General features: G+C 48.2%; 21 protein-coding genes. 2 read left to right on the plus strand and 19 right to left on the minus strand.

Annotated features, from left to right (window positions below; genetic code table 11):
* Positions 1-63: 63 nt before the first annotated feature.
* The 6 genes from DWZ03_RS00115 to DWZ03_RS00140 form a co-directional block, all read right to left on the minus strand.
* A complete protein-coding gene (locus DWZ03_RS00115) occupies positions 64-819 on the minus strand; it encodes a hypothetical protein (protein ID WP_120128398.1) in 756 nt (251 codons plus the stop codon).
* A gap of 147 nt (positions 820-966) precedes the next feature.
* The gene (locus DWZ03_RS00120; protein ID WP_057281323.1) at positions 967-1,539 is read right to left on the minus strand and encodes a K(+)-transporting ATPase subunit C; all 573 of its coding nucleotides are present in this window, start codon (positions 1,537-1,539) and stop codon (positions 967-969) included.
* A gap of 12 nt (positions 1,540-1,551) precedes the next feature.
* Complete coding sequence (gene kdpB, locus DWZ03_RS00125) at positions 1,552-3,600, minus strand: potassium-transporting ATPase subunit KdpB (RefSeq protein WP_120128401.1); 2,049 nt, start codon at positions 3,598-3,600, stop codon at positions 1,552-1,554.
* A gap of 30 nt (positions 3,601-3,630) precedes the next feature.
* Positions 3,631-5,337 carry a potassium-transporting ATPase subunit KdpA gene (kdpA, locus tag DWZ03_RS00130; RefSeq protein ID WP_120128696.1) on the minus strand — a complete coding sequence of 569 codons (1,707 nt, stop codon included), beginning with the start codon at positions 5,335-5,337 and terminating at the stop codon, positions 3,631-3,633.
* An 18-nt stretch (positions 5,338-5,355) separates the two neighbouring features.
* Positions 5,356-5,436: a K(+)-transporting ATPase subunit F gene (gene kdpF, locus DWZ03_RS20425; protein ID WP_055305132.1), complete on the minus strand. Its 81-nt coding sequence runs from the start codon at positions 5,434-5,436 to the stop codon at positions 5,356-5,358.
* Between the two features lie 385 nt (positions 5,437-5,821).
* Positions 5,822-7,174 carry a sigma-54-dependent transcriptional regulator gene (locus DWZ03_RS00140; protein WP_008662930.1) on the minus strand — a complete coding sequence of 451 codons (1,353 nt, stop codon included), beginning with the start codon at positions 7,172-7,174 and terminating at the stop codon, positions 5,822-5,824.
* A 304-nt stretch (positions 7,175-7,478) separates the two neighbouring features.
* On the opposite strand from DWZ03_RS00140, the gene DWZ03_RS00145 reads away from it, so the two are divergent.
* Positions 7,479-8,813 (plus strand): aspartate kinase, encoded by a 1,335-nt coding sequence (locus DWZ03_RS00145; protein ID WP_005834854.1) that lies wholly within the window; start codon positions 7,479-7,481, stop codon positions 8,811-8,813.
* Here the strand turns inward: DWZ03_RS00145 and DWZ03_RS00150 are convergent.
* The 12 genes from DWZ03_RS00150 to DWZ03_RS00205 form a co-directional block, all read right to left on the minus strand.
* A complete protein-coding gene (locus tag DWZ03_RS00150; protein WP_005834852.1) occupies positions 8,810-9,601 on the minus strand; it encodes an SGNH/GDSL hydrolase family protein in 792 nt (263 codons plus the stop codon). The genes DWZ03_RS00145 and DWZ03_RS00150 overlap by 4 nt on opposite strands.
* Positions 9,602-9,619: 18 nt before the next feature.
* Positions 9,620-10,807, minus strand: a complete 1,188-nt coding sequence (locus tag DWZ03_RS00155; protein WP_005834850.1) for an AGE family epimerase/isomerase — start codon at positions 10,805-10,807, stop codon at positions 9,620-9,622.
* 18 nt (positions 10,808-10,825) lie between these two features.
* Positions 10,826-12,220 (minus strand): MFS transporter, encoded by a 1,395-nt coding sequence (locus DWZ03_RS00160; RefSeq protein WP_005834847.1) that lies wholly within the window; start codon positions 12,218-12,220, stop codon positions 10,826-10,828.
* A gap of 17 nt (positions 12,221-12,237) precedes the next feature.
* Positions 12,238-13,410 carry a glycosidase gene (locus DWZ03_RS00165; protein ID WP_098031869.1) on the minus strand — a complete coding sequence of 391 codons (1,173 nt, stop codon included), beginning with the start codon at positions 13,408-13,410 and terminating at the stop codon, positions 12,238-12,240.
* A 22-nt stretch (positions 13,411-13,432) separates the two neighbouring features.
* Positions 13,433-14,548: a glycoside hydrolase family 26 protein gene (locus tag DWZ03_RS00170; RefSeq protein WP_098031882.1), complete on the minus strand. Its 1,116-nt coding sequence runs from the start codon at positions 14,546-14,548 to the stop codon at positions 13,433-13,435.
* Between the two features lie 131 nt (positions 14,549-14,679).
* A complete protein-coding gene (locus DWZ03_RS00175) occupies positions 14,680-16,140 on the minus strand; it encodes a TolB family protein (protein ID WP_005834841.1) in 1,461 nt (486 codons plus the stop codon).
* Positions 16,141-16,150: 10 nt separating this feature from the next.
* Positions 16,151-17,917 carry a DUF6057 family protein gene (locus DWZ03_RS00180; protein WP_120128403.1) on the minus strand — a complete coding sequence of 589 codons (1,767 nt, stop codon included), beginning with the start codon at positions 17,915-17,917 and terminating at the stop codon, positions 16,151-16,153.
* Positions 17,918-17,967: 50 nt separating this feature from the next.
* Positions 17,968-19,443 carry a TolB family protein gene (locus DWZ03_RS00185; protein ID WP_120128406.1) on the minus strand — a complete coding sequence of 492 codons (1,476 nt, stop codon included), beginning with the start codon at positions 19,441-19,443 and terminating at the stop codon, positions 17,968-17,970.
* 3 nt (positions 19,444-19,446) lie between these two features.
* Entirely contained in the window at positions 19,447-20,898 is a 1,452-nt protein-coding gene (locus tag DWZ03_RS00190) for a DUF6057 family protein (RefSeq protein ID WP_120128408.1), read from the minus strand.
* Positions 20,870-21,484, minus strand: a complete 615-nt coding sequence (locus DWZ03_RS00195; protein WP_120128410.1) for a DUF4369 domain-containing protein — start codon at positions 21,482-21,484, stop codon at positions 20,870-20,872. Before DWZ03_RS00195 ends, DWZ03_RS00190 begins: the two co-directional genes overlap by 29 nt.
* A 79-nt stretch (positions 21,485-21,563) precedes the next feature.
* Positions 21,564-22,691 carry a Rid family hydrolase gene (locus tag DWZ03_RS00200; RefSeq protein ID WP_120128413.1) on the minus strand — a complete coding sequence of 376 codons (1,128 nt, stop codon included), beginning with the start codon at positions 22,689-22,691 and terminating at the stop codon, positions 21,564-21,566.
* Positions 22,692-22,951: 260 nt separating this feature from the next.
* Complete coding sequence (locus tag DWZ03_RS00205; protein WP_055288239.1) at positions 22,952-24,280, minus strand: VapE domain-containing protein; 1,329 nt, start codon at positions 24,278-24,280, stop codon at positions 22,952-22,954.
* Positions 24,281-24,639: 359 nt separating this feature from the next.
* Between DWZ03_RS00205 and DWZ03_RS00210 the strand changes: the two genes are divergently transcribed.
* A complete protein-coding gene (locus tag DWZ03_RS00210) occupies positions 24,640-25,281 on the plus strand; it encodes an HU family DNA-binding protein (protein ID WP_005834825.1) in 642 nt (213 codons plus the stop codon).
* Between the two features lie 320 nt (positions 25,282-25,601).
* On the opposite strand, the gene DWZ03_RS00215 is transcribed toward DWZ03_RS00210, so the two are convergent.
* On the minus strand, positions 25,602-26,324 hold the full coding sequence (locus DWZ03_RS00215) for a hypothetical protein (RefSeq protein WP_005825006.1): 723 nt from the start codon (positions 26,322-26,324) through the stop codon (positions 25,602-25,604).
* Between the last annotated feature and the right edge of the window lie 16 nt (positions 26,325-26,340).

The raw sequence follows: 26,340 nt of genomic DNA on the forward strand, positions 1-26,340 counted from the left end.
TCATCACGACCGCCACGGGCATCCAACACTAATTCATGAGTTCTAAAGTTATATCTAAATAAATCATGGCCTTAAAGTAAAGCCGAATACCAGATGTGCATCTTCCATACGAGGGTTCCAAATGGCTTGTGCAAATACAGGTATTGAGAAACTGTCAGTAATCTTGATTTCCGTAATACCTTTCAGTGCCACATTGGTTACAGCAAATCCACTGTTAGGAACACCATATACTCCTACCCCAGCTTCATAAGGCAGAAATCCGCAAGTCAGGTTCAAATCTACAGACTTAACACTGAACGGATAGTTGAGTTCAACATACGAAGAATAATTCTGCCTGCCTTTGTCATCTTTGTCAGCTCCGGCAAACATTGTGTACCAAGCGATTGACAAAGGGAACTTTTCAACCGGCAATGTATAGGCTAATCCCGCTTCAAAGTGATGAGCTGTTTCGTGACTCTTAAAATTAAAATACTTTCTTGCTCCTTGTCCGCCCCACCACAAGCTGGCAACAGAAAAAGTTAGACCTGATTCTCCCAAAGCATAGGCAGCCGTCAAATCAATCTCCTTAGCCGCAGCCCCTTCCCCTGAAGAAACTCCGTCAAAATCGGTAGAGCCCCATGCCGTCAAAGAAAAATCACCGACCCCAAAACCCAAAGTGGGCTGAAAACTGACTCCCGTCTGGTAAAAGCCGCGCCAAACATAAGAACTGACTAAATCACCTTGTATTGTAAATTCCTGAGCTTGCACTTTGCCAATTCCTATAAAACAAGCAGCCACCATACTCACAAAAACTAAAATTGATATTTTTAGACTTTTCATATCCAACTATTTATTTACCATTACTAATCAATCGTTGAAAGGCAGGAAGGAAGTTTCGGCTCCCCCTGTAAAATGACAGCCTTTCACTGCCTGAACAGAAATACTTCCGTTCCTGCCCATAACACATGACAAACACAACTAAAAAAATTATTTATTCTGATCGACTCCTTCTAATGCAATGTTCAGTTTCAGCACGTTTACAGTTTCCGTACCAAACAGTCCTAAAAAGGGTTTGCTGATGTTCTTGTCTACAATGGCTTTCACTTCAGCCTCGTTCATGCCACGTGCCTGAGCCACACGCTTCACTTGTACATAAGCACAAGCAGGTGTGATATGTGGGTCTAGACCGGAACCACTGGCGGTTACCATTTCAGCAGGCACATCCTTGCGGCTCAGATAAGGATGATGTACCAGAAAAGTATCGATACGGGCTTCCACTTCTGCCAGGTATTCATCGTTCGTAGGCCCCTTGTTACTACCACCCGAAGCATCGGCTGTATAATCACCCGCAGACGGGCGTCCCCAAAAATAAATATCTTGCGTAAACATCTGGCCTACATTGGCAGCACCTACCACTTTACCATTGAGGGTTGCCACCTCTGCATTTCCCTTGTTGGGACCGGCGAACTGTGCAAATATCCACAAGACAAGGATATAGAACAGAGAGAAAAATATGCAAAATGCAATTGTTATTTTAAATGATTTCCAAAGAGTTTTCATTTTATCCAAGTTTTAAAAAAACAGACTAACTATCATATCTATCAGTTTGATGCCGACAAACGGAGCGATGACACCGCCCACACCATAAATCAGCAGGTTGCGACGAAGCAATGCACTGGCACCGATTGGCTTATACTGAACACCTTTCAAAGCCAACGGAATCAAGATAGGAATGATGATAGCGTTGAATATGACAGCCGAGAGAATGGCCGTTTCAGGGCTATACAGTCCCATAATGTTCAGAGGAGCCAACTGAGGGATGGCTACCATAAACAAAGCAGGGATAATGGCAAAGTACTTGGCAACGTCGTTCGCAATGGAGAAGGTAGTCAACGTACCGCGTGTCATCAACAACTGTTTGCCAATCTCCACAATTTCAATCAGCTTCGTCGGGTCGTTGTCAAGGTCCACCATATTACCGGCTTCTTTGGCTGCCTGCGTACCGCTGTTCATCGCCACCCCCACATTAGCTTGTGCAAGGGCGGGAGCGTCGTTTGTACCGTCACCCATCATAGCCACCAGCTTACCGGCCTGCTGTTCTTTTTTAATATATTCCATCTTGTCCTCCGGCTTGGCTTCAGCAATGAAATCATCCACTCCAGCTTTCTCTGCGATGTATTTGGCTGTCAAAGGGTTGTCACCGGTCACCATCACAGTTTTCACACCCATCCTGCGAAGACGCTCAAAACGTTCCTGAATACCCGGTTTGATAATATCCTGCAACTCGATTACCCCGGTAACCCTCTGATTGACACATACTACCAACGGAGTTCCACCGTTGCTGGTAATTACAGCAATCACCTCTTCAATCTCTTTCGGGAACTTGTTTCCGGCATTTTCCACAATCTTGCGAATAGCGTCGAAGGCGCCTTTACGTATCTGAGTACCATCCTGCAAATCCACACCCGAACATTTTGTTTCGGCTGTAAACTTAATCATATGAGCACCGGTAGTATTCAAATCACGCATACGATGACCGTTTTCACGTCCCAGTTCAATGATAGACTTACCTTCCGGAGTCTCGTCAGAAAGTGAGGACAACAAGCAAGCCTCTACGAACAAATTCTCGTCAACACCCGAAGCCGAATGAAACTTGGTAGCTTTACGGTTACCGATTGTAATGGTACCGGTCTTGTCTAGCAACAAGGTATCAATGTCACCGGCTGTTTCTACCGCCTTACCGGATTTGGTGATTACATTAGCGCGCAAAGCACGGTCCATCCCAGCAATGCCGATGGCAGAAAGCAGTCCGCCGATAGTAGTCGGTATCAAGCAGACAAACAAAGAAATGATGGCTGCAATGGAGATATAAGTTCCCGGATGGTCGATATTCGTATAGTCAGCCATAGGAATCAACGTCACACATACAATGACGAATACCAAGGTGAAACCGGCCAGAAGAATAGTCAATGCTATCTCGTTCGGAGTCTTCTGGCGAGTAGCGCCTTCTACCAAAGCAATCATCTTGTCAAGAAAGCTCTCACCCGGTTGCTGCGTCACCAATACCTTGATTTTATCAGAAAGAACTTTTGTACCACCAGTTACGGAACTCTTGTCACCACCGGCCTCACGGATAACCGGAGCAGATTCACCGGTAATGGCACTTTCGTCAATGGAAGCCAAACCTTCCACAATCTCACCGTCGGCAGGAATCGTATCTCCCGCTTCACAAATAAAATAGTCGCCTTTCTTCAAACGTGAACTGCTAACGGTATGGATTTTACCGTCAACCAGCACTTTAGCCGGAGTCTCTTCACGGGTTTTACGCAAGCTGTCAGCTTGGGCCTTACCACGCGCTTCAGCGATGGCTTCAGCAAAATTAGCAAACAGCAACGTCACAAACAAGATGACGAATACCAAGAAATTATATCCGAATGCTCCATATTCCGAAGTACCCAATGAAAGGAAACAGACAATCAGCATGACGACTGTTACGACTTCCACCGTAAACATAATCGGATTCTTTATCATCACCCGTGGATTTAGCTTCACGAATGATTGCTTCAAACTTTCCATTACTTGCTCCTTCTGAAACAGAGAAGCTGATTTATTATCTTTCATACCTATGAAATTACTTTTTACAAACTACTATTACAAACTGAAATGTTCAGCAATCGTACTCAATGCATGTGCCGGGAAGAATGACAAGGCAGCCACAATAAAGATAACGGCAAAAGTCATCACACCGAAAGTTACTGTATCTGTCTTCAGCGTACCGGCACTCTCCGGAACATATTTCTTTCCGGCCAACAGACCAGCAATGGCTACCTGACCTACGATAGGCAGGAAACGTCCTAAAATCAGCGTCCAGCCGGTAGTATAGTTCCAGAAGTAAGTATTGTCGCCCAATCCTTCGAAGCCAGAACCATTATTGGCCGCAGCCGAAGTATATTCATAAAGCTGCTCACTCAGTCCGTGGAAACTGGGATTATTCAACCAGCCGCCTTCACCTGCCACAAATTCAGGATAATGAGCGAACAAAAAGCAAGAAAGTGCCACACCGCCCAAGATGATAAGCGGATGAAGCAGTGCCACAATGGTAGCAATCTTCATTTCACGCGCCTCTACCTTCTTACCGAGAAATTCCGGAGTACGTCCCACCATCAGTCCACTGATGAATACGGCGATAATGATGAATGTATAATAGTTCATGAAACCTACACCCACACCTCCAAACCACGTATTAATCTGCATGTTCAGCATTTCCATCATACCGGAAAGAGGCATCGTTGAATCATGCATACCATTCACAGAGCCATTGGAAGTAACTGTAGTCACAATACTCCAAAGAGCAGTAGCAGCAGACCCTAAACGGACTTCTTTACCTTCCATTGCTCCATTGTCTTGGGCAATTCCCATCTCATCAATGCGCGGATTACCTCCCATCTCCTGCGAAACGTTGATGCAAACACCCACAAGAAAAGCAAAAAGCATTACGCCGTAGATAGAGTAGGCCATCTTCTTACGTTTGATGTAAAAGCCGAGTGCAATCACCATAGACATAGGTATAATCAGGATAGACCAACATTCTGCAATATCTGTCAAGTAAGTAGGATTTTCCAACGGATGTGAAGAGTTACATCCAAAATAACCGCCACCGTTCGTACCCAATTGCTTGATAGGAACAATCGCTGCCGTAGGACCTTGTGAAACCAACTGGGTCTGTCCTTCCATCGTCTGAACTTCCATCTTACCATCAAATCCCATCGGAGTACCTTGTAGAATGAGGATGAAGCCCACAATCAACGAAAGCGGTAATAATACACGTGTACAGCTCAAAACCAAGAACATCCAGAAGTTACCGATAGTCTTCGTCGATTTGGCAGCCATACCCTTCATGATACCTGCCATAGCTGCCATACCGGTAGCGGCGGTAATGAACTGGAACAACATAATGACGAACAACTGTGTAAAATATGTCAGTCCGCTTTCACCGGAATAATGCTGCAAGTTACAGTTCACCATAAAACTGATACATGTATTGAATGCCAGGTCCGGTGTCTGGTTAGCGTTTCCATCCGGATTTAACGGCAACCACTGCTGTGTACAGAGCAGCACCATGCCCCATACAAACCAAAAGGCATTCAGAATCAGCAGGGCTTTCAAGAACTGTTTCCAGTTCATCTCTTCCTCCGGATTGACTCCGGCCACTTTATAAATCAATCTCTCGACCGGCTTCATGAAATCCGACCATGTCTTTTCGCCTTTGTAAACCTTGGCAATATACTTTCCCAGAGGATAGGATATCACAATCAGCAGAACAATCTGCAAGGCTACACCTAAAATTTCAGTGTTCATTTCTCCACTCTCCATTCATTAAAACTTTTCGGGTCTTATCAGCACATAAGTCAGATACCCGAACATTACAATACCTAATACAAATAAAGCTGTGTACATAATTCTCTCTTTTAAATCTTCTCAAACCAATCTACGCATTTCCAGAAAAGCCAAAAGGCGAACAAACCGCTCAATAGGCAAAAAATAAATGATACTGTTATTCCCATGTTTTTACCTTTTAAAATGTTACTACATATTTTTGTCTGCCAGGAATGTGCCAAATATGTGCCAAAAAGAGCGCATATACCATACACCATTAATTATCAACAGAATACATACTAAACAAGTATAAAAAGAAACAGGTTGCACCCTTTCAAAATGAAAAGGTGCAACCTGTTTTGATATGTTTTAGCCCATAGGCACTTTCTGCTTCTAAGCCTGTTTCAAGAATAATCTTGCCACGGTCCTATATCGAAGGTACCTCAGTCGTATACTGAGCCCCCTATTATAGATCTGAGATCTTGTATTCCTCAATCTTCCGATACAACGTCGTCAAACCTATTTTCAATAACCGGGCTGCTTCTGTCTTATTCCCCTTTGTATACTCCAGTACACGGGCAATGTGCCGGCGTTCCATAGCTGAAAGTTCAAAACTGCCGGGACTTGAATCATTGGAGTGTTCATAATGGGCATTCTGAATATCAAACGGCAAATCAGCAATGTCCAGATATCCGCTCTCGCAAACAATCATACTGCGTTCTATCACGTTACGTAATTCACGAATATTTCCCTTCCACGGTTGGGAGTCCAATGCTTCAAGAAATGCGGGAGCTATTTCAACCACCGGACGCGCCAGCTGTTCCGCAAAACTCTTTATAAAAGCCTTCGCCAACAGCCGGATATCACCTGCACGTTCGCGCAATGGCGGCAGATGTATCTGAAATACGCTTAATCTATAAAACAAATCCTCGCGGAAACGTCCGGCAACAATCTCCTGGGACAAGTTGCGGTTCGTAGCGGCAATGATGCGGACATTGACACGGGTAGGTTTCGTATCACCTATCTTAATATACTCACCGGTTTCAAGAATACGCAGCAACTTGGCTTGCAGTTCAAACGCCATCTCACCGATTTCATCCAAAAAAATAGTCCCATTATTCGCTTCCTCGAACAGTCCCTTCTTATCCTTCAATGCGCCGGTAAACGAACCGGCTTTATGACCGAACATTTCACTTTCCAGCAACTCCTTGCTGAACGAAGAACAGTTAACCGCTACAAAATTCTGCCGTGCACGCTTACTACTGTAATGGATGGCCTGGGCAAATACCTCCTTACCCGTGCCCGTTTCTCCAGTCAACAGTACAGGAACATCAGTCCCTGACACCTTCTGAGCTAATGAAACAGCATCCTTCAGGACTTTGGATTCTCCCAGGATAGAATCAAAAGAGTACGTCTGTCCCACCTTCTTCTCCAGTTTTTCCAACCGCACATTCATACGCGCTTTCTCTACAGCACGGCTTATCAGAGGAATAATCTTGTTATTATCGTCTCCCTTGGTGATGTAGTCGAAAGCACCGTTCTTGATGGCCTGCACCCCATCGGGAATATTGCCGTGCGCTGTCAGCAGAATAACTTCCACATTGGGTGCCGCCTTCTTGATAGCCAACACCAGGTCTACCCCATTTCCATCGGGCAGAAACACATCACACAAAACTACATCGGGATTTTGGAGTTCCAGTTGCTTCAGGGCAGCCCTGCAATCACCAGCCTGACAGACGTCATATCCCTCCAACTCCATCATCCGTGTCAGAAGGGTACGGATTTGTACCTCATCATCAATGATTAGAATCTTACTCATATCTATTCGATAAGTTTTTAAACTGATAACGGTAAAAAACAGGGTGTGCAAATATAAGCTTTTCCCAAATACCAACGGCATATCTTTTGAACTTTTATAGGTGAAGGGGCAAGAGCCTGCCACCAACCGGGATATGAATATCCCACCACAACAATGCCACAGCGGCATTATGCAGGCCTAGTCCCAGTGACAGCCCCTCATGCCTCCCCCTTCCATTTTGGAAAGAGGCCACCTGAAATGAAAAGCCGGAAGGAAGAACATCCGGATGAATGCAATTATGAAACTGTTAAAAAAGAAACAAGAAATGAAAGTTTGTAAATTCGGCGGAACTTCCGTCGGCACCGTAGAGAGAATGAAACATGTAGCAACACTCATTAAAGATGCAACACCCAAGATTGTGGTACTGTCTGCCACCGCAGGCACCACCAACCATCTGGAGGAGATTGCCGCCAACTTGTTCAACCGTGAAATAGAACAAGCCCACGACCGCATCACCCGGCTGGAATTCCAGTTCATCGAATTTGCCAATGGGTTGCTGACCGACGAGAAACTGAAACGGGAAGCAATAGATTATATCCTCGACCGCTTCCAGCAACTATGGAAATTTACCAAGAACTCTTTCACCTCCGTCGAAGAGAAGGAGGTGCTGGCACAAGGCGAACTTATCAGTACCGCTCTGATGCATTTCTACCTGCGCGAGCTGAAAATTCCCAATGCACTGCTTTGTGCATTCGACTTCATGCGTACCGGCCCCGACAACGAACCCGACTTGGAATATATAGAACAAAAACTCCGAGAACAGCTTGCCTGCCATCCCGGCATCAATCTCTTCATCACTCAGGGTTTCATCTGCAAGAATGCCTATAACGAAACAGATAACCTGAAACGCGGCGGCAGTGATTACACTGCTTCCCTCATTGGCACCGCCCTCCAAGCAGACGAGATACAAATATGGACGGACATAGATGGCATGCACAACAATGATCCGCGCGAGGTGTCAGGTACCCGCCCCGTGAAACGCCTCAGCTTCAACGAAGCCGAACAACTGGCCTTCTATGGTGCCAAGATACTGCATCCCTTCTGTATCGCCCCGGCACGCCTAAGGAATATTCCCGTCCGGTTGCTTAACTCTATGGAACCGTCGGCAGAAGGCACGCTAATTTCCAACCTGCAGGACGACAATATCATCAAGGCCATAGCCGCCAAGGACCACATCATATACATAAAGTTCGAATCGAACCATAATCTGTGTCCCTATCTGTTCATCAGCAAGATTTTCGACATTTTTGCCAAGTACCGTACCCCCCTCTGCCTGCTGGTATCCTCCAATCTGGACGTATCTGTGGCTATAGACGACTGCACTCGTTTATCGAACATCATCTCCGAACTACGCCAATATGCCCATGTATTGGTAGAAGACCGCATGACCATCGTCTCCGTGGTGGGCAACATGCAATGGGAATATGCCGGGTTTGAGGCAAAGATTATGGAGGCGCTAAAGGACATCCCCCTACGGATGATTTCATATGGCAGCAGCAATAATGACGTGGCATTCGTCATTAAGAATACAGACAAAAAAAGGGCTTTACAAGCCCTAAATGATAAGTTATTCCAACCGGAATATGCAGAACGGAACTAAAAGAAATGGTTCCGTATCTCCTTCGCGATGTAACGGCCCATCAGCTCCTGCCCCGGTTTGTCGGGATGCAACCCGTCGCGCAGATAGCGCCCGCTACCGGAAGGCTGCTCAAACTTTTCGGTGATACCACAATTGGAGTAACAGTCTATCAGCTGCACGGAAAGCGCCCGGCACAACTCACGCAAGATGGCAATCTTCTGCAGATTCAGTGCATTGTGTTCGGGGTTGCCGGTCTGAATCGGCGTGCACACGAATACGCGGCATTGGGGATAATGCTCCAGAATGGTCTGAATGGACCAACGGGCACCGCCCGCCATGGTGTTGACATCTACTTCATCGAGCGTCTTCCCTTTAAGGGCCTCTTCGGCACTACCCAAGTTACGGTCATTCGTTCCCATAGAGAACACAAAGACATCGGGCGCAGGGTAAGCGCCACTTTCCACTTCGGCTATGAACTTCTGGATATGCACCTTTGACACGTTGTTGTGCCGCATCTGTAACTCATGCCTATCCTCCGTAACCTGCCAACCGCCAGAGATGCCGGCAAAAGCTTCGCTGCCATAATCCTGAGTATCGGGATGGCATGCCCATGTGGCAGAACCGACCGCCACGTTGTGATGTGTAGCGAATCCGAGTTTATCCACTACAGTCTTAGACCATTGTTCGCCTGCGGTAATGCTGTTTCCGTCGCACCCGAAGTTCAGCTTGCTGAAGTCCGGATAAAGAGATTGCGCGTGCAGCGCAATCCCCATCCAGACAAGAATCCCCAAAACCATCAATCTATTCATCTTCTTATGATAGAAAACCTATGAAAAACGTTCAATAATTTCCATGCACATACGTCCGTTGTGATACGGACATTTCCAGAATCCCGCCTTGTCATCATCGGTGTTCACCGTGCCGTCAGCACGCACGCTCCAATGCCATTCTCCGTACTTGTAGTCTACCAGATGCTGCTTGATGAAGTCCCAACATCGGAGAGCCTTCTGCATGGCCACTTCGTCATCAAAGTGCTGGTAGAGGTTGGCATGTCCCACTACGTTCTCGGCCTGCACCCACCAGTGGCGGTCGGTATCGGTCTTTCCTTTATCCAGAAAAGTCTCGTATATCATGCTGCCGTCGGGCGTCAATCCTTCATCGGCAGCGGCAGCGATGTATTCTACAAGTGGTTCCACTTTCTCCAGGAGGTCCTTATCGCCCAGAACAAGGGCAGCCTCGTGTATCAACCAGGAGGCTTCGATATCGTGCCCATAGGAGACAATGCGGTATTTACTAACCCAATCATCATTGAAGAACAATTCCAGATGACCGGTCTTGATATTCAGAATCCGTTCCGTGAAAAGGCCTATCAAATTGCGCAGTTGCCTCTCCAGACGGGTATCCTTCCACATGCGGAAAAGATTGGTATAAGGTTCCAGAATATGCAGATGGGTATTCATCGTCTTGCGCTCGTTCTCATCCTTGGCGCTGAGGCGCATGTCGGCTATCTCTCCCCATTCGCGGGTCAAGGCTTCACAATAACCGTTCTTCACGGGGTCGAAGCTATGCTCTTCGATAGTCTCGAACAAACGGATGGCATATGCCAGCGCTTCATCATCGCCCGTGGCACGAGCATATTCACTCAGCCCGTAGATGGCGAAACCCAAAGCGTAAATCTGCTTCTTGGTATCGAGCGGATTGCCTTTATAGTCGAGAGACCAGTAAACTCCGCCAAATTCATTGTCGTAGAAACGGTCGATAAGAGTGCGTTTGGCACGCGTAGCCGTTTCCAGATACTCCGGCCTCCTCAGCAAGCGGTATGCAGCCGAAAAGGTCCACAAGATGCGGGCGTTCAGGATGGCCCCCTTTTCAGCTTCGGGCTTCACCTCCTCTCGACCCGTGATACGGCCGTAGAAGCCGCCGTTCACTTCATCCGTCATTCTGTTTATCCAGAAGGGGAGGATATTGGAGACCAACTCCTCCTCCATCTCCTGTTTCATCTTCTTGATATCCACAAGTTTTTGAGTTATGAGTTATAAGTTATTCTGCTGAAGGTTCTCACGGCGCTCTTTCAGGTCTGCATTGATGGCTGCCATACGCGTCTTATTCAATGGATAGATGAATACGACAACGATGGAAAGTGCGGCTATCGCAGCAGGAATAAAGCTCATCAGATACTTCAAGCCATCCAGCGCCTCGGGAGTCTGCACGGCATTCTCTGCGGTATTGTAACCGAAGAATGCCAACAGTGCCATTACTGCCCAGCCTGCAAATGCACCGCCAAACTTCTGCGCCATAGAACCGGAAGAGAATATCAGCCCCGTAGAGGATGTGCCATCCTTTTGCTCGGCATAGTCCGCCACATCCGCATACATGCTCCAAATCAACGGAGATACGATACCGGTGCAGATGGAGATAAGCACCTGGAAAATCATCATCAGCCACCATCCCAGCCCGTCATTCGGCACAAAGAAGAAGAGCACGCTGAGCACTACCAGGCACACGAGCGAAATGATATAAGTGGACTTCTTTCCAAACTTCATGGACAGAGGCACAGCCAGCGCCACACCAATCATATTACACACTTCACCCACCATCAGGAACAAGCCGGCATACAATACCAGATTGAACACCCCGAAATCGAGGAATGCATTGGCACTGATATAGTCCTTGAAGAAGTAGGCGGCAGTAGCTCCGCGTACCGTATTGAAGAAATTCGACAACAACGCCGCACCATTCAATATCCACCAAGGCGAATTGCGCACCAGTGACTTCACATCCTTACCGATGGATTCGGACGCCACACTCTTGACATGCTCGCGCGTCATGCTAAAGCAAAACAGAAAACCCAAAAAGCAGAGCGTGGCAATGCATACCATGGCATATTGCCAACTGGAAGCATTGCTATAGTCCATTGATTTAAACCAATTACACAATGGCTCCCATGCTCCCAAAGCGATAAAACTACCTCCGTATGCAAAAAACATACGGTAAGAAGAGAAAACCGTTTTTGTATTCGAATCATCAGTCATTACTCCCAGCATAGCCCCGTATGGTACATTGATTGCCGTATATACCGTCATCATCAGGATGTAAGTGACATAAGCCCATACCAGCTTACCCGTTGTCCCCATGTCGGGCGTTGTAAAAAGTAAAATCCCGGCAATGGCAAAAGGAGCTGCAATCCACAACAAATAAGGACGGTATTTGCCCCAACGCGTATGAGTACGGTCTGCAATGACTCCCATCATCGGATCGGACACTGCATCCCAAATACGTGTCACCAGCATCAGCAATCCTGCATCAGCCAAGCTCAAGCCAAAAATATTCGAATAGAAGAACGGTAAGTAATAGGAGAATATTTTCCAGAACATAGAGGAAGACATATCCCCAAAACCATAACCGATTTTCTCTTTTAGTGTTGCCATAGTATGTTGTATTTTTATTATTTCATTATCTGCAAATTCTTGTCTATCAGCTTCTTCAACGTTTCTACCGAAGCTGATGAAGACAAGCCGTCAGCAGGCGTATTCATGCAATAGTCCACCAGCTTGTCAATGGTAGAAGTGGCTACATGCATCCGCGTGTCGGAAGAAGCGTAGTAAATAAATACAGCTCCGTCTTCATCGGCAATCCAGCCGTTGGTGAAAAGCACATTGCTTACGTCACCTATACGCTCCTCACCCTCGGGTACCATAAAGGCCCCACCGGGAGTGGCAATCAGTTTCGTCGGATCTTCCAAAGAAGTCATGTACATATAAAGCACATAACGCAATCCGGCGGCACAACCGCGGACACCATGAGCCAGATGCAACCAGCCTTTCGGAGTCTTGATGGGATGCGGACCTTCACCATTCTTCACCTCCTTGATGGTGTGATAGTAGCGCTGGTCGATAATCTTCTCTTCCTTCACCTCGGCATGGGTTATGTCGTCCACCAGCGCCCAGCCGATACCACCACCGCTACCGGCATCAATAAAGCCATCCTGCGGACGGGTATAGAGGGCATATTTGCCATCTACAAACTCCGGGTGCAGCACCACGTTGCGCTGCTGACTCTTGGTCTTCAGGTCGGGCAGGCGTTCCCAATTCTTCAAATCCTTGGTGCGAGCAATGGCAGCTGTAGCCGTAGCCGAGGACAAGTCACCGGCGGGCGCATTGTCGTCGTGGCGTTCGGCGCAGAAGATACCGTAAATCCAGCCGTCCTCATGAGCCGTGAGGCGCATGTCGTATACATTCGTTGCCGGAATCGCGTCTTCGGGCATGGTGATGGGGTAATCCCAAAACCGGAAATTATCAATGCCGTTGGGACTCTCGGCTACGGCAAAGAACGACTTGCGGTCAGCGCCCTCTACACGTACCACCATCAGATACTTGCCATTCCACTTAATGGCCCCCGAATTCATGGTCGCATTCATACCGATACGTTCCATCAGGTACGGGTTGGACTTCTCATCCAAATCATACCGCCAGAATACAGGTGTATGAGCAGCCGTCACTACCGGATATTTATAGCGGGTGAATATGCCATTGCCGTCTTCCACGGCCACATTCTTTCTCGTAATCAACTCTTCGTGTCTCTGAAAGAGCCTCTCTACCTTTTCTTTAAAAGCTTCCATGTCTGTTATATTGATTGTTTGTTTATTGATACAGATTTACATCAGCTGCAAACAGCGTCTTGGGATTGTTATAGAACTCCACAAAATCCTCCGCAGATGTCTGTCCCGGATAGGGGGCATAGTAATGGGTCACCTTTTCACGGGCATTGCGCCACACCAGCACATAGGCAAGCGGATATTTCTCCAACGCAGGCAGCAGAGTACCAGTCCACCATTTGGCATCGGGAATTCCTTCGTAACCGGTTTCGGTCACAGCAATCACCTTATTGTGTGCTTTCCCTATACTGTCGATAATGGAAAGTGCCCTATCCATCCCGGCAAGATAGGTATCCCGGTCGAACTGATAAGTATCGAAGCCGATAACGTCTATCAACTCGTCGCCCGGATACTTCTTCAAGTATTCCGTCGTGTCCTTGGGTTCCGTGCCCGGAGAGTAAGCATAGAGTGCATTATCCACTCCCCTGGCCTGCAGAGTGTCCACTGTCATGTGCCACAATGTCTTATACTCTTCAGGGGTACACAGTTTTTCGCCCCACCAGAACCAGCTGCCGCTGTGTTCGTGCCAGGGACGGAAAAGTACGGGTATCTTCACGCCGTCTGCCGTCTTCAGCGAATGAAGGAAATCGGCCACTCCTCCCAACCAGCCGGCAAACTTCTGATGATTCTCGCCACCGGGCAGGATGGACTTCACCACCGTCGTATCCGATACATCCCAGGCATCACCGCCCGTCTTGGGATTGCGCGCATGCCAACTGAGCGAAACCATGCCGCCCCGCTGATACTGATTGATTATCTCTTTCCTGATTTTATCGAAGGGCACCTTATCCAGATTGGCGGCATTCCCTAGTTCCAGCTCTCCCAAATCAAAGCTGATGACAGCCGGATAGTCGCCACACACGCTTTTCACATCCGAACGGCCTTCCTCACCTTCCCAGCCGATACCATATACCGTATCGTCATGATGGCCGAGCATGATACCTTTGGAAGGGATTTTTTTCAAGTTAGCCAGTAAGTTCTCCGTTTCCTGCGTACGCGCAGCAGCCGTCTCTTCATTCACACTCTGTTCTTTCTTGGAAGAACCGCAGGCGGTCAACAGACTTGCCGCCAGAATCATCATAGCAAATTTTACTTTTCTCATATCCATGTTTTTCAATCTGGTATTGTTATTGGTAACACTAATTCCTGGCACAAAGATAGCGGATTGCACCAAGAGAAAATGATACAATTTTATCCCTTTACTGTATTAAAAAGCAGAATATAAAAAACGTATCATCTAACTTTCACCGGAACGCGCTTCCGCGAGACAATTCCCCGTTCCACTTTCCGGCGTTCCAGCTTCACCGGTTCGCTTGTAAAATCGGGAACATTGTACGAGTAGACCAGACGGTCGTAATACTCCCAAGGATTTTCCTGAGGAAGCAGGAAAGGCTTGCCCACCACCCCATTCTCATCCATACTTGCCAGATACAGACGGGTATAAAGCCCATCTCCCCTGCGGCTACTGAACACAAACCATCGGGAGTTACTGCTCCAGTTATGGAAACTTTCCGTATCATCGCTGTTCACCTCCTTTATGGGACGCATACCGCCATCCTTCAAATCCAACAGCCATAAATCGGCTTCTTTATGCCAAATTGAGAAATTCCCGTAATCCGACAAAGTAAACATGATATACTCGCCATCGTACGAGGGCCTCGGGAAGGAGATGCTTTTCTTCATAGCTGCCGCATTGACCAGCGTATCTATCTTTTCGCCAAATGTCCCGTCTTCCGGATTGAAATCTATACTACACAAGCTATAACGTATTTCCTTATATTCCGCCGGTATCGGCTTGGCCTCCGCAGTACAGAAATACAGTTTGCGTCCGTCCGGTGAAAATACTGGAAAGGTTTCGAAGACTTCCTTCTTCTGAAGCAAGGGAGAGAGCAGTAATTCATGTGTCTCGGGATGATAGACCAGTACATCCGATTCCAAGTCGAGCACTTCCACACGCTCATCCTTCACCGCATGGAAAGACTGGCGCGTATTGTTGACAGAATAGGCAATATATTTGCCGTTTGGATGCCAATAAGGGTACACCCCCGCAGAGAGAGTGGAATCCGTTTTCGTATCCAGCATTTCGCGCTTCCCGTCTATCTGCATCAAGGTCCCTCCGTTCTTTCCACGGATATGCAGGCTCAGATGGTCCGGATTTGTTTTGTTGAAAGCATGACAATTCAGGCACATGCCCGGCACCATGGTATTCTCCAGCAAGGGACGCTCCTCGAACGAAGCAAGGTCACGCTCATAAATGCCCATCTTGCTATAAACTTCATATCCGGGAGCCAGCTTGCGGTATACCACCCCATAATCTATAGGATACGGACTGACATACATGGGAAAAGAGCGGTACTGTTTCCACTCGCCGTCTTTCCGGATACATACCGTAAACAGAAGGCTATCACCCTTGTTCTCCTCCAAAAGCTCTTGCCATGCATCTTGCGGAAATGATACTATTTTATCATTTACGTGCATCTCTCCGGACTTTCCTCCGGTCACGGTCACATCCACACGTTCGTACGCTCCACCAATACAATTGAAATTCATAGGAGCAATGGTTGCAGGAATAGTCACACCGATATAGTCGGGATAGATATCCGGCCATTCATCCACCCTTTCCGGGGAAGTCACCGGATTGCCGCAAGCGGCAAACCACCATGCAGCCATTATGCAAACAGCTATATTCTTCATCTTTTTCATTTTACTTTCTTAGTAGCAAATAATTCCAGTATGTACTGCCGAAACGCGCCTCCAACATCTGCCGGGCATTCTGCTGCGAGGTATATATCCGCGCAAATTCCGTTACATCCCGCACCACTTGGGGCGAAATGCTCCACGGCATACCCTGGAAGTTCTTGTGCGTCTGTGTCCATACATATATCAACGCCTCTTGATAGCTGCGGGGAATATGGTCGTAGCCGGCATACTTGCCTAACGGATAGTACTTCATGAAACGTTCCAAATCACGTTGCTGCAGGACATAGGCCAGCATATACTCAAATGCCATCCGGTTCCGGTGGTTGTGCTGGTAAAGCAGCCCCAGCATGATGTCCGTTTCCTGGCTGCTGAACAAGAAGTCTTCCGTATAGCGTATCTGCCTCAGCCAACCCCACTCCTTGTGGGCATTGATTTTTTCCTCATTATACAGATAGGTCATGGCATCCTCCGCCCAATCCCTGTAGAAGATTGTCTTCCTCAACAAACGCAGGTACTTGGCTGCCACTTCGTATTGCCCGTTTATCAGGTTCGTCTCCGCCAGACGCTTGAAGCAACGGCCACTCTTGTTGAAGTTAGGTATGGCCTCCATCGCCTCAAAAGTGAAACGCTGTGCCGTATTGACCATTCCCAAATGATAGTATGCCTCACTGGTGGGCAACGGCAAAGTAAAGTCACGCTGGAACTCCGGTAGCAGCCCTTCCGTCCCGTTCTGATAAAACTCGAACATGCGGTCGCCCATCTGTCCCGTCTTTCCCAAAGCAAGATTCAGGCAGGTCACGCCGAAAGGTGAAACCGGCGACTTCTCTTCTGCCTTTTCTATAATCTCCTGCCATTGTCTATTACGCACCAGCTGGTCATACTCCATCGCTTCCTCCTTATCCATATCGCAACCGGCCGCCACGCAGTAATAACCGAACAATGTTACCGCCACCACTTGCAGAACTCCATAAAATACCGGCTTCTTCTTCAAAACGGGCAAAGCTGCCAGCAGGAAGGGAAGGACAATCAGCAATACGGCAAGCCCTATCTCTATCCAAGGAATCACTGCCGGGAAACGGTAATATCCTATACCGCCCATCAGACGGTAAATGGGGAATTGTACCCACATGCTTGCCAATAGCGGACAGCCGATACCCCACAATCCTACACCCCAGAACACTCCGACACCACCCCAGAAATTCTTACCTTTAAGATTCAACCGGAACTCACGTACAGTCACCCAGCCCATAAAGATGAAGTGTGCCGCACCCGCTGTCCAGTAAAGCAGCGGAAGGACAATCAGAATGTACGCGACACGCTGCCACTTCCCCTTCAAATCCACATACCAGCAGGATGCTGACAATACCAGCAGTAGAGCCACCGCCAATGACAGCATCGCATTTTCATCACCCATGAAATGCCACAAGACAATGATGGGCAGAAAACTCAACGGATAATACACATCAGCCGCACCCTGCTCCTTCGCCAGTTTCCAAACCAACCGTTGCAACAACACGTACAAAAAAGCCAGAATACAAGCTCCCGCCCACACGTGATAATAGAACTGCGTCAGATACTCTGCGATATAATCGGCCAACCCACCGGGAACCACTATCCGTTCCCACCAGTAGTCGGCATCGAACAAGAAAAGCTGGAACTGCTCCTGATAGGAAATATGGGCCGGATATACGCTTCCCCAAAAGAGAAGCACCGCTACGCCAAAAAGTATCGACAACCCTATCTTCCAAGTCTTTTTCAGAAATAAGAACATTTACTATTTACAATTTATTATTTACAATTTGGTACTCTCTGTATGTCTTGTCATTTGAATTCCTCAGCCTTCAGTTGCCGGTTTATCCGCTTGATGGAAGAAGCATCAAAAGGAACGGGAGTAGCCGACAAATCGGGGATATTGTAGGATTTCAATGTCAAATCGTCTTTTTCAGGGTCCGACTGGGGTAGCACAAAAGGCTTATGCGCCTTCCCTTCGGCATCCAGATAGGCAAAATAAACCCGCCCGTACTGCCCGTCACCCCGCTTGCTGGCAAAGGCAAACCAACGGCTGCCTGACGACCAACTGTGATAAGTGTCCGAACGGTTGGAATTGACCATTGGCAGGGAATCGATGGCACCCGTCTGCAAATCCATCAGCTGCAATTCCGTCTCCCGGTGCCAAATGGGGAATGTTCCATAATCAGCAACGGTATAGAGCAGGTAGCGGCCGTCCGGTGAAGCTTTCGGATGACACACGGAGCCTTTCTCCAGCCGGGCATTCCAAAGGGTATCCACGCGGTCACCCCATGCGCCGTGATTGGCATCGAACGCAATGCGGCAAAGCGAATAGCGTAATTGCTGTACGCTGTCCGGCAATGGAACAGTCGGAGCTGAGCAGTAATATATCCATTTCCCATCGGCAGAGAATGTGGGAAAAGTTTCCAATACGGTGGAATCCGCCGTAAGCGGAGATAGAATCATCCGGTTTCCGTCAAAATCGGAGACAGCCAAATCGGAGACGGTATCGTAAACTTCCAGACGGCGGTTACTTTCCGTATGGAACATGGGAATAATCACATTAGACGAGAACACACCATACCGCCCGTCAGGATGGAAATCCCCGTAGACAGCCGCAGATATCATCTGTTCATTCTTCAAGGCAAGCTTACGGAGCTTGCCGTCACGGTTCAGGACAGTCCCCCCTCCCTCACCCCGAAGATGGAACATCGAAAGGTTGCCACTATTTCCTCCGTGCACATGACAGTTCATGCACTTGCCGTCTGTCTGACTGTTATCCGCCAAAATACGCTCTTCGAAATTCTCAATACAACGTTCACGTATCTGCAAGGTATTCCATACCTCATAACCGGGCTCTATCAGACGGTAACTGACATAGGCGTCAAGCTTGTCCGCCACTACCTGCCATGCAAAGGAAGGATAGCGCAGCCAGCGGCCGTCGGTACGGGCAGTAACAACTACTTCCAAAGTATGTTCCTTCTCCGCTTCAAGCAATGCACGCCAAGCTTTCAAGGGGAATATCGCCTTGTTCCCGCGCGCATTTATCTCCAAGCTGTCCGATGCTCCCTTTACACTCACGCATACCGCATCCACCCCTTCATTCCGCACAAGGAAATTCAAAGGAGCCACATTGTAGGGAATGGTTACATCCTGATATTCCGGATAGAGCACCAATAACCGGTCTGCAGGCTGTACAGACTCCGGACGGGGACTGCAAGCATATAGGCAGTAGCACAGTAACAGCCCCACAACAACTTGTATATATTTCATATCTATGTTCATCATAAATCACTTCCCCTTTTTCATCGTAGCATAGTGGAAATAAAACCAATATGTTTTTCCGTATTTGGCTTGCAAAGGGGCACCATTACCACCATTCGCCTCGTACAGTCGGGTATAATCGCCAAATTCATCCAATACTTGAGGCGGTATATTCCATTTTTCCACTTCATCCAACGAAGCCTTTTTCCCGGCAAGATAGATAAGTAAACCTTCGGCATACAATCTGGAAGGAAACTTCTTTGCAGCAAACTCCCGATAATCTCCGGCGAAAGCCCCAATATCCTTATTCAGCAAATCAAAGCAGAGAAGGTAATCGCATGCCAACGTATTATCAGGATTATTACGTAACAGATGACGAAGTGAAAGCGGAATGTCGGCAGAAGAACGCAAAGTATCCGTTGCAGGCAACAACAACCGCTTCCGTTCCAGCCATTGGCAGACTTCGGCCGTCTGTTTTCCGGGAATACGTCGTTCTGCCCAATCACGGTAACACATTGTCTTTTGCAGGAGACGAAGATATTTCATAGCCGCCGCCTCATCACCGTTCACCAGGTTGATTTCCGCCAAACGCTTGACAGCTCTTGCTCCGGTATGATGCGGAGAAAAAATCATTCCCAGAATGGCGGCATGTTCAGCCATCGTCATATCTCCCAACGCAAACCAGACTTCATTGGCTGCATAAATAGTGAGGTAGGTAGAATGGGGAGCCACGGGCAGAAACAGCCCTTGCGAAGCCGGTTGATAACCATCCATCAGCCGGTCGGGAAGTCGGTTCTGCTGTGCATTCAGCAAATTATAATAATAGGCAGTGAACGGAGAGCGGTATTCACCCTCCGCCAACAGTTTCCGTACTTTTTCCGAACGGCCGAAATACATTTCCGAATCCAACGCCAAAAGATATTCCCGCCCTAAATCGGGCATATTGTACCATCGTGACGACCAATCGCCACAGCCAAACAGCCAATAGCCGGACAATACCGCCAATATGCTTACCGGTAAGCCCGACTTCCACGAACGTCGCATGCAGCTACGACACAACAACAAAACACCTCCGATACCGGTTAAAGCGATTGTGCCGGAAAGCGGATAACTCAATCCGCATTGCCTTCCTGCCTCCCAAGCCACCGCCAACACCGTAGGAACCCACGCCCAACGTCCCATGTACGGAACCAACAAACGAAACACCACCACTCCCCAAAGCAACAGCACGACAGCCATTATGGTCGGGCCACCCCCTTCGTAATAAAAGAATTGAGTGAGGAAATCTCCTGACAGACGTGCCAGAGCCGCCGGATGCCGCAGATACCCGGCCAATGGTTCGGTGGCAAGCAAAAAGAGCTGTGTCTGCTCCCGATGGAACAGATGATAGGGCAATATCCGGAAGAAAAAAAGAAACAACGCCAAAGCACCGATTCCTGCCGCTCCCCATTCAATGTATTTCCTTCTGCAAGCTTTCATCCAACAGTTTTTGTTGTTCTTCCGTCAAGGAGCCACGCACCATCTTCCGCATGAATGTCCCCAACGTATTGTTTCCCTGCTCTTTCAAAAACTGAAAGTTCGTTTCCTGCTCCTGCATCCTCAGACTGTCACGTATCTGTGTCAGATGCAGTGAATCTTTTCCGGTGGCATTCCGTAGTCCCGTCCGGATGAAATGGTAAGCCTCTTGCATCTTTTCCCTCCCCTCTTTCCATTTCTGAAGGGCATCATTTTGCGGAGTGCCCGTTACCGAACCGACAGAGTCGGCCTTCACATGTATGGTTCCCGGCTCCGTCACCACCAGCAGTTCCTGGATGTAGATACGCAGCAGATGGCGCAGACGCAACACCCTCATCTCCTCCCCTTGTCCGGAAAAAGAAAAAGAGGCATTGGTTATCTTTACAGAATCCACCCGCCCCGGCGCATTCTCCATCGGCACGAGGTATATCCATTCCCCGTCGTATTTCACCGACGGCAACGTTCCTTCAATCACATAATTCTGTCCGGAATTTCCACAACTTGCCCAAAGAAGGCAACTGATACAGAAAAGCAAGATACGTGTTTTCATCCTTATACATTAGAATTTCAACAAAGGTAGGCGTTTACCAACTGTCAGCCTAATATTCAATTAACCAAAGATAATATTTTTAATCAGAGATTTTCTTCACCGCCATACACTCCATTTCCACCAGCCACCCCGGGCGACAGACGGGAGCCAGCGTAATCACTCTCGGCGTATCGGGAAAACGCTTGTCAAACATCTCTTTCACTACAGCATAATCCGCAATATCACGCAGATAGACAATGATATGCCCTACATCTCCAAAGCCGCAGTCAGCTTCCTTCAGCAGAGCCTCCACATTCTCCCACATCCGTTCTGTCTGACGGCGTACATCTCCGGCATACATCACTTCCCCACGGTTGTTGATACTCGCCGTACCGGAAATGAGTACTTGCCGACGGTCGTCGTAATCCACCGCCGTTCCCCGTTCGAAACTGACTCCATACTCATAAGTGGGGTTCAGGTGTGTGCGGGCATAGAGATATTTGATTTGTCCGGGCTTTAATCCCGCTACAGCAAAAGCATCAAGCATCACCAATGCTTTCGGGTCGGCATGACGCCCACCGATACCGGTACTGGCAATATAGTGCGTGTTCTCTGTCAGGTTCTGGATGACGAACATCTCATTGCGTGCCTTGACTACACCGGCATAATTGCAATCCACATTCTGCACAAATATCCAGGTACGCAGGCAATTGTCGGCCAAGGTACACCCTTCTTCCATCAGTTGCATGGCATAGTCGTTGAGCAAAAGACGCATCTGGTATTCCGAATTGGCGGCACGGTTGAAGCTGCCTCCCATCCAGAGCTGGCGGTAAACACCGTGTTTCACTTCATACAGTCCGTTCGGCAGCACTCGTGTCTGCACATCGGTCTGCAGATAGGCCCACAAAGCAATCTTGGTACCATCCAGCGGAGGCTGTTCCACCACAGACAGCGCGCAATCGGAGCTTTCCGCCGTAGCGGCAAGCAACAGTTCCGCTTGGTTGGCGGCATCACTCAGGAAGTATCTTTTAAAAACCGCCACGGCTCCGGACAGTTCTTTTTTCAGTAAAGCGGCATACGCATCCAACACGACATTCATCTGTTCACGATAGGTCTGTTTCGGGTCAGTGGCATGTATCATCACATGGTATTCCGTCACTCCGCCGGTCACAACAAATGCAGCCACTTCCGCCCTGCCTGAAGGATAAGAGTATGATGTGTATTTCATATCATTAACAAGAGATTGTTTCAATCGCAAAGATAAGTTTTTTATCCGACAAGGAGTAGTGAAAATCGCAACTTTCGCTTGTTTTGTTCTTATAAAAAAGTTACTTTTATAGAAATCTATAAAATATACAGTTATTATGAGCGAAAATATTTATCCCATCGGCATCTACAACCTGAATTAATAGGAATCTATGTCAATCCGTAATGAGACTATAAACCGGCTTTCTCTTCCTTCACCCCTTCACCTTTCGCATTATTTCCCTATCGTTCAACCCTTTCCGGTGAAACTTCTTTCTTCCTTCTCACCACCTCATATACATTGCCGTACTTCGTATGCCGGCGTTTCAGTCCCACCCGCAGCAACACCGAACCGAACTGCATGGGATTGCTGCCACGCATCAGGGCGGGATGCGTTTTTTGTAACTCATCAAAGATGTCGGCGGCAGTCAGATCGAAGCTCTTCTCTGCCGGAAGCGGGGCACGAAACAAGCTGTGAACTGCCTCCTCCACAAGGCTGACACGATAGAAAGCCTCGTTATGCCATTGCAGTTCCTCCTCCTCCGGCTTGGTGAACCAGTTGCGCCGCCCGGCAATGAGTTCCGCTTTCAGTTGGGCAAAAATCTGGTCGTGCTCTATGCCTATGCAGTCAATATTGTGCTTCACCTCGATGCAGAGGAAGCGCCGGCTCCCGGTGGGGTCGGTCAGCAGGTCGAACCGGTTGCTGGTGCCGATGAACGAGGCGATACGGGGCAGTTGCCTGAAGTTCTGCTGATAGGCCTTGCGGATGTTGAGCACCGACATCTGCATCAGATTTTTCAGTAAGGGCATTTTGTTGTCGGCATACTTGTCGAACTCGTCCATATTGAGCAGCCCCATTTCCGCCAGCATTCTCTCAGCTTGTCCCTGCGAGGTCAGTTTCAGGTTGTCGGCGTAGTAACGCGTCAGCACGTCAGGCATCAAGGCGCGACAAAAGCTGGATTTCCGTCGTCCCTGCTCGCGGCTGACGAGAACGGGAGCCACGCTGTTGGCATGCAGTCCGGACACGCCCATCCATTGCGAGGCAAGTCCCAGCATCCAGGTATGGAATCCCCGCACCCAGTGAGGCCGAGAAGAGACGCGGCAGGCAAGCGCAGTCAGCCGGTCCTTGCCGTCCCAATCGGGCAGTTCGTCCATGTAGAGCAGGAAGGGATGGTAGGCAGGGATGTAAGTGGAATAGACGTATCGGTTCAAGTCCTTGTCCCAGCAAGGAATACCTTCGGCATGGGCTTCGATGCAGAAAGTGTTCAACTCGCGCTTGCCCACGGGGGTGAAGGCGGCAGAGCGTTGTCCGGCGGGGCGGAACTCGGTTTCATCCGTCAGCAGATTATAGCGAAAGTCGTAGCGCGAAGTGAGGAACTCCTCGATGTCGCCGCTCAGTGCAGTCACGGTGCTTGCGGCTTTCGCGCTCCGGCGGCGCTGCTCTTCCCGCTCCTTCCAGTTTCGGTCGGTCGTTTCTTTTTGTGCGTGTTTCAGCCTTTCGGAAAAGGCTATCAGTTGTCCCGCTTCCTTCAAGAGCCGGTGTTGCTGCAAAGTCATCAGTTTTTTCTTCATAAATATTTTTTATTAAAATGATTATTGGGAGGTTTCGAGGAAGGGAATCATCCTTTCTTTCCTCTCGCCTCTTCGCCAAAGTTACTGCCTGCCGAGGGCGTTTTGCAAACCATTCTCCGCTTATTCTTCAAAAATCATTCCTGCCGACAAACATACTTATTTATGCTTCGGAACCCTTTATTTTCAGTACCTTTGCACGGTTCTTTATAAGTGAACGCCCCGGGTCGTCCAATCGACTGACTTAGGTCGTTCAATCGAACGACCCGGGTTATTCGTTCGGCCGACCGGAGTCGTTCACTTACAGGAAGACACTTCCGAGGGAAGAAACAAGTATGTTGAACGCACTAAAACCTATTGATATGGCAATACTATATGACTGGTACGAGAATCCGGGCACTAATGAGGAAGCCCCTGAAGAGAGAGGCCTCCATCCCCGCCCGTTGCTCAACGGGAAAGTAACCATGCGGCAGCTCTACAACCGCGTGCATGCCCGCAGCTCGCTCACGGTGGGCGACGTGATGAACGCGATAGACTGCCTGGCGCAAATTTGCGGCGAAGAACTGCGCGACGGCCACGAGGTGCACATCGAAGGGCTGGGCTACTTCGCCCCCACCCTGGAAGCCACACAGAAAGTGACCCGCAGCACCCCGAACAAGCACCTGAAACTCCGGCTGAAAAGCATCAGCTTCCGTCCCGACGTCAGGCTGAAACAAGCGATGACGGGAGTCAATGCCATCCGCAGTAAATACACCCGCCACTCCCTGAAGCTTTCGGAAGTGGAGATAGACATGAAGCTGAAAGAATACTTTGCCGACCACGACGTGCTGATTCGCAGTGACTTCCAAGCGCTCTGCGGCATGGCGCGCACCACCGCGAACGTCCACCTGAAACGGTTGCAGCAAGAGGGCAAGCTGAAGAATGTGGGGAAGCCCACGCAACCCATCTACCGGGCCATGCCGGGATACTACGGCGTGTCGCGCGATGCAAAGGCGGGGCGATGAGGGTGGAAAGCGGTTTCACCGGGAAAGCCAATGAACAGGAGGATGGGAGAAGGAGGTGAAGGAGATGCAGGGATAAAAAGAAACATTCTGCGCCCTGAAATCAGGGGTAATACAAAAAGGAATGTGAATTGCATCCGGAAAGGCAATAGAGAATGAATGCGAAAAGGCGAATCTCACGACTCGCCTTTTCCTGATTTAACCATTAAACAATTGTACTATTCGGTTAATGCATTTACAATTATCCGATGTTACGGGCGACTAATAAAGTCGGGGGGTAACGACAACTGCTTTGAGTTGAATAATTCATTTATAGATTATTCTTAAAGTGCCTTTTTAGAAAACACAATGGAGAAGAATGACGCAGGAACTGTGAAAGTCCTACCAGCAGAAAGCGGTTGTCTAACATTTCCATACTCCAAATAAATATAATTTCCATTGGTAGCACTCAAAGATTTTATAGTGTATGTGCCTGGCTTAATGTAAAAGTAATGAGCACCGCCTATATGTCCGGTATAATTAAAGATACCATATTCTTTTTTGTCAGAATCAACCAACACCCCACCGCCGTTTGTCTCTATTCCATACACTTTCATTATATTGTAACCTACTTTGGAAGGAGGAACATTATCATCAGTACCCGATGCTTGAACAATACTTGGAGTAGAGATTGTTCCTATATAATTTAAAGAAATATAGCCACCTCCTGTCACTTCGAAAATTGTACCAACCGTAAGTGCGCCCCAATTAGATTGTGCTGTACAATCCTCTAAAGCGACCACGCGGTAAACGCCATAAGCCAAGAAATAACAATATGGAGCAGCATTTGGGGTAGTAGTTCTCAAAACATACTGTTGACCACTTTCGTCACAAACAGTTATGCTTACGGCTACCGAAGCGTCAGCACCTCCTATCGGAAGTACAACCCGAGCATATCCGGTTGGTGTGGGAGGTACATTACTATCCATTGTATACGGTCCCAAAACATCCGCTTTAACAAAAAGAGCACAGAAGAACAGTAATATCAAAAAGAAAGTTCGTTTCATTGTTGCATTTTTTTAT

It is taken from the genome of Bacteroides sp. AF29-11 (assembly GCF_003602895.1).
Classification (GTDB): Bacteria; Bacteroidota; Bacteroidia; order Bacteroidales; family Bacteroidaceae; genus Bacteroides; species Bacteroides uniformis.

Excerpts from the sequence above, each read along its gene's own strand:
- DWZ03_RS00205 (WP_055288239.1), bottom strand. The coding sequence starts at position 24,280 with ATGAAGAAAAAACTGATGACTTTGCAGCAACACCGGCTCTTGAAGGAA.
- DWZ03_RS00175 (WP_005834841.1), bottom strand. The coding sequence starts at position 16,140 with ATGAAGAATATAGCTGTTTGCATAATGGCTGCATGGTGGTTTGCCGCT.
- DWZ03_RS00165 (WP_098031869.1), bottom strand. The coding sequence starts at position 13,410 with ATGGAAGCTTTTAAAGAAAAGGTAGAGAGGCTCTTTCAGAGACACGAA.
- DWZ03_RS00185 (WP_120128406.1), bottom strand. The coding sequence starts at position 19,443 with ATGATGAACATAGATATGAAATATATACAAGTTGTTGTGGGGCTGTTA.
- DWZ03_RS00170 (WP_098031882.1), bottom strand. The coding sequence starts at position 14,548 with ATGAGAAAAGTAAAATTTGCTATGATGATTCTGGCGGCAAGTCTGTTG.
- kdpB (WP_120128401.1), bottom strand. The coding sequence starts at position 3,600 with ATGAAAGATAATAAATCAGCTTCTCTGTTTCAGAAGGAGCAAGTAATG.
- DWZ03_RS00180 (WP_120128403.1), bottom strand. The coding sequence starts at position 17,917 with ATGTTCTTATTTCTGAAAAAGACTTGGAAGATAGGGTTGTCGATACTT.
- DWZ03_RS00210 (WP_005834825.1), top strand. The coding sequence starts at position 24,640 with ATGGCAATACTATATGACTGGTACGAGAATCCGGGCACTAATGAGGAA.
- kdpA (WP_120128696.1), bottom strand. The coding sequence starts at position 5,337 with ATGAACACTGAAATTTTAGGTGTAGCCTTGCAGATTGTTCTGCTGATT.
- kdpF (WP_055305132.1), bottom strand. The coding sequence starts at position 5,436 with ATGTACACAGCTTTATTTGTATTAGGTATTGTAATGTTCGGGTATCTG.
- DWZ03_RS00145 (WP_005834854.1), top strand. The coding sequence starts at position 7,479 with ATGAAAGTTTGTAAATTCGGCGGAACTTCCGTCGGCACCGTAGAGAGA.
- DWZ03_RS00215 (WP_005825006.1), bottom strand. The coding sequence starts at position 26,324 with ATGAAACGAACTTTCTTTTTGATATTACTGTTCTTCTGTGCTCTTTTT.
- DWZ03_RS00120 (WP_057281323.1), bottom strand. The coding sequence starts at position 1,539 with ATGAAAACTCTTTGGAAATCATTTAAAATAACAATTGCATTTTGCATA.
- DWZ03_RS00115 (WP_120128398.1), bottom strand. The coding sequence starts at position 819 with ATGAAAAGTCTAAAAATATCAATTTTAGTTTTTGTGAGTATGGTGGCT.
- DWZ03_RS00200 (WP_120128413.1), bottom strand. The coding sequence starts at position 22,691 with ATGAAATACACATCATACTCTTATCCTTCAGGCAGGGCGGAAGTGGCT.
- DWZ03_RS00160 (WP_005834847.1), bottom strand. The coding sequence starts at position 12,220 with ATGGCAACACTAAAAGAGAAAATCGGTTATGGTTTTGGGGATATGTCT.
- DWZ03_RS00150 (WP_005834852.1), bottom strand. The coding sequence starts at position 9,601 with ATGAATAGATTGATGGTTTTGGGGATTCTTGTCTGGATGGGGATTGCG.
- DWZ03_RS00190 (WP_120128408.1), bottom strand. The coding sequence starts at position 20,898 with ATGAAAGCTTGCAGAAGGAAATACATTGAATGGGGAGCGGCAGGAATC.
- DWZ03_RS00195 (WP_120128410.1), bottom strand. The coding sequence starts at position 21,484 with ATGAAAACACGTATCTTGCTTTTCTGTATCAGTTGCCTTCTTTGGGCA.
- DWZ03_RS00140 (WP_008662930.1), bottom strand. The coding sequence starts at position 7,174 with ATGAGTAAGATTCTAATCATTGATGATGAGGTACAAATCCGTACCCTT.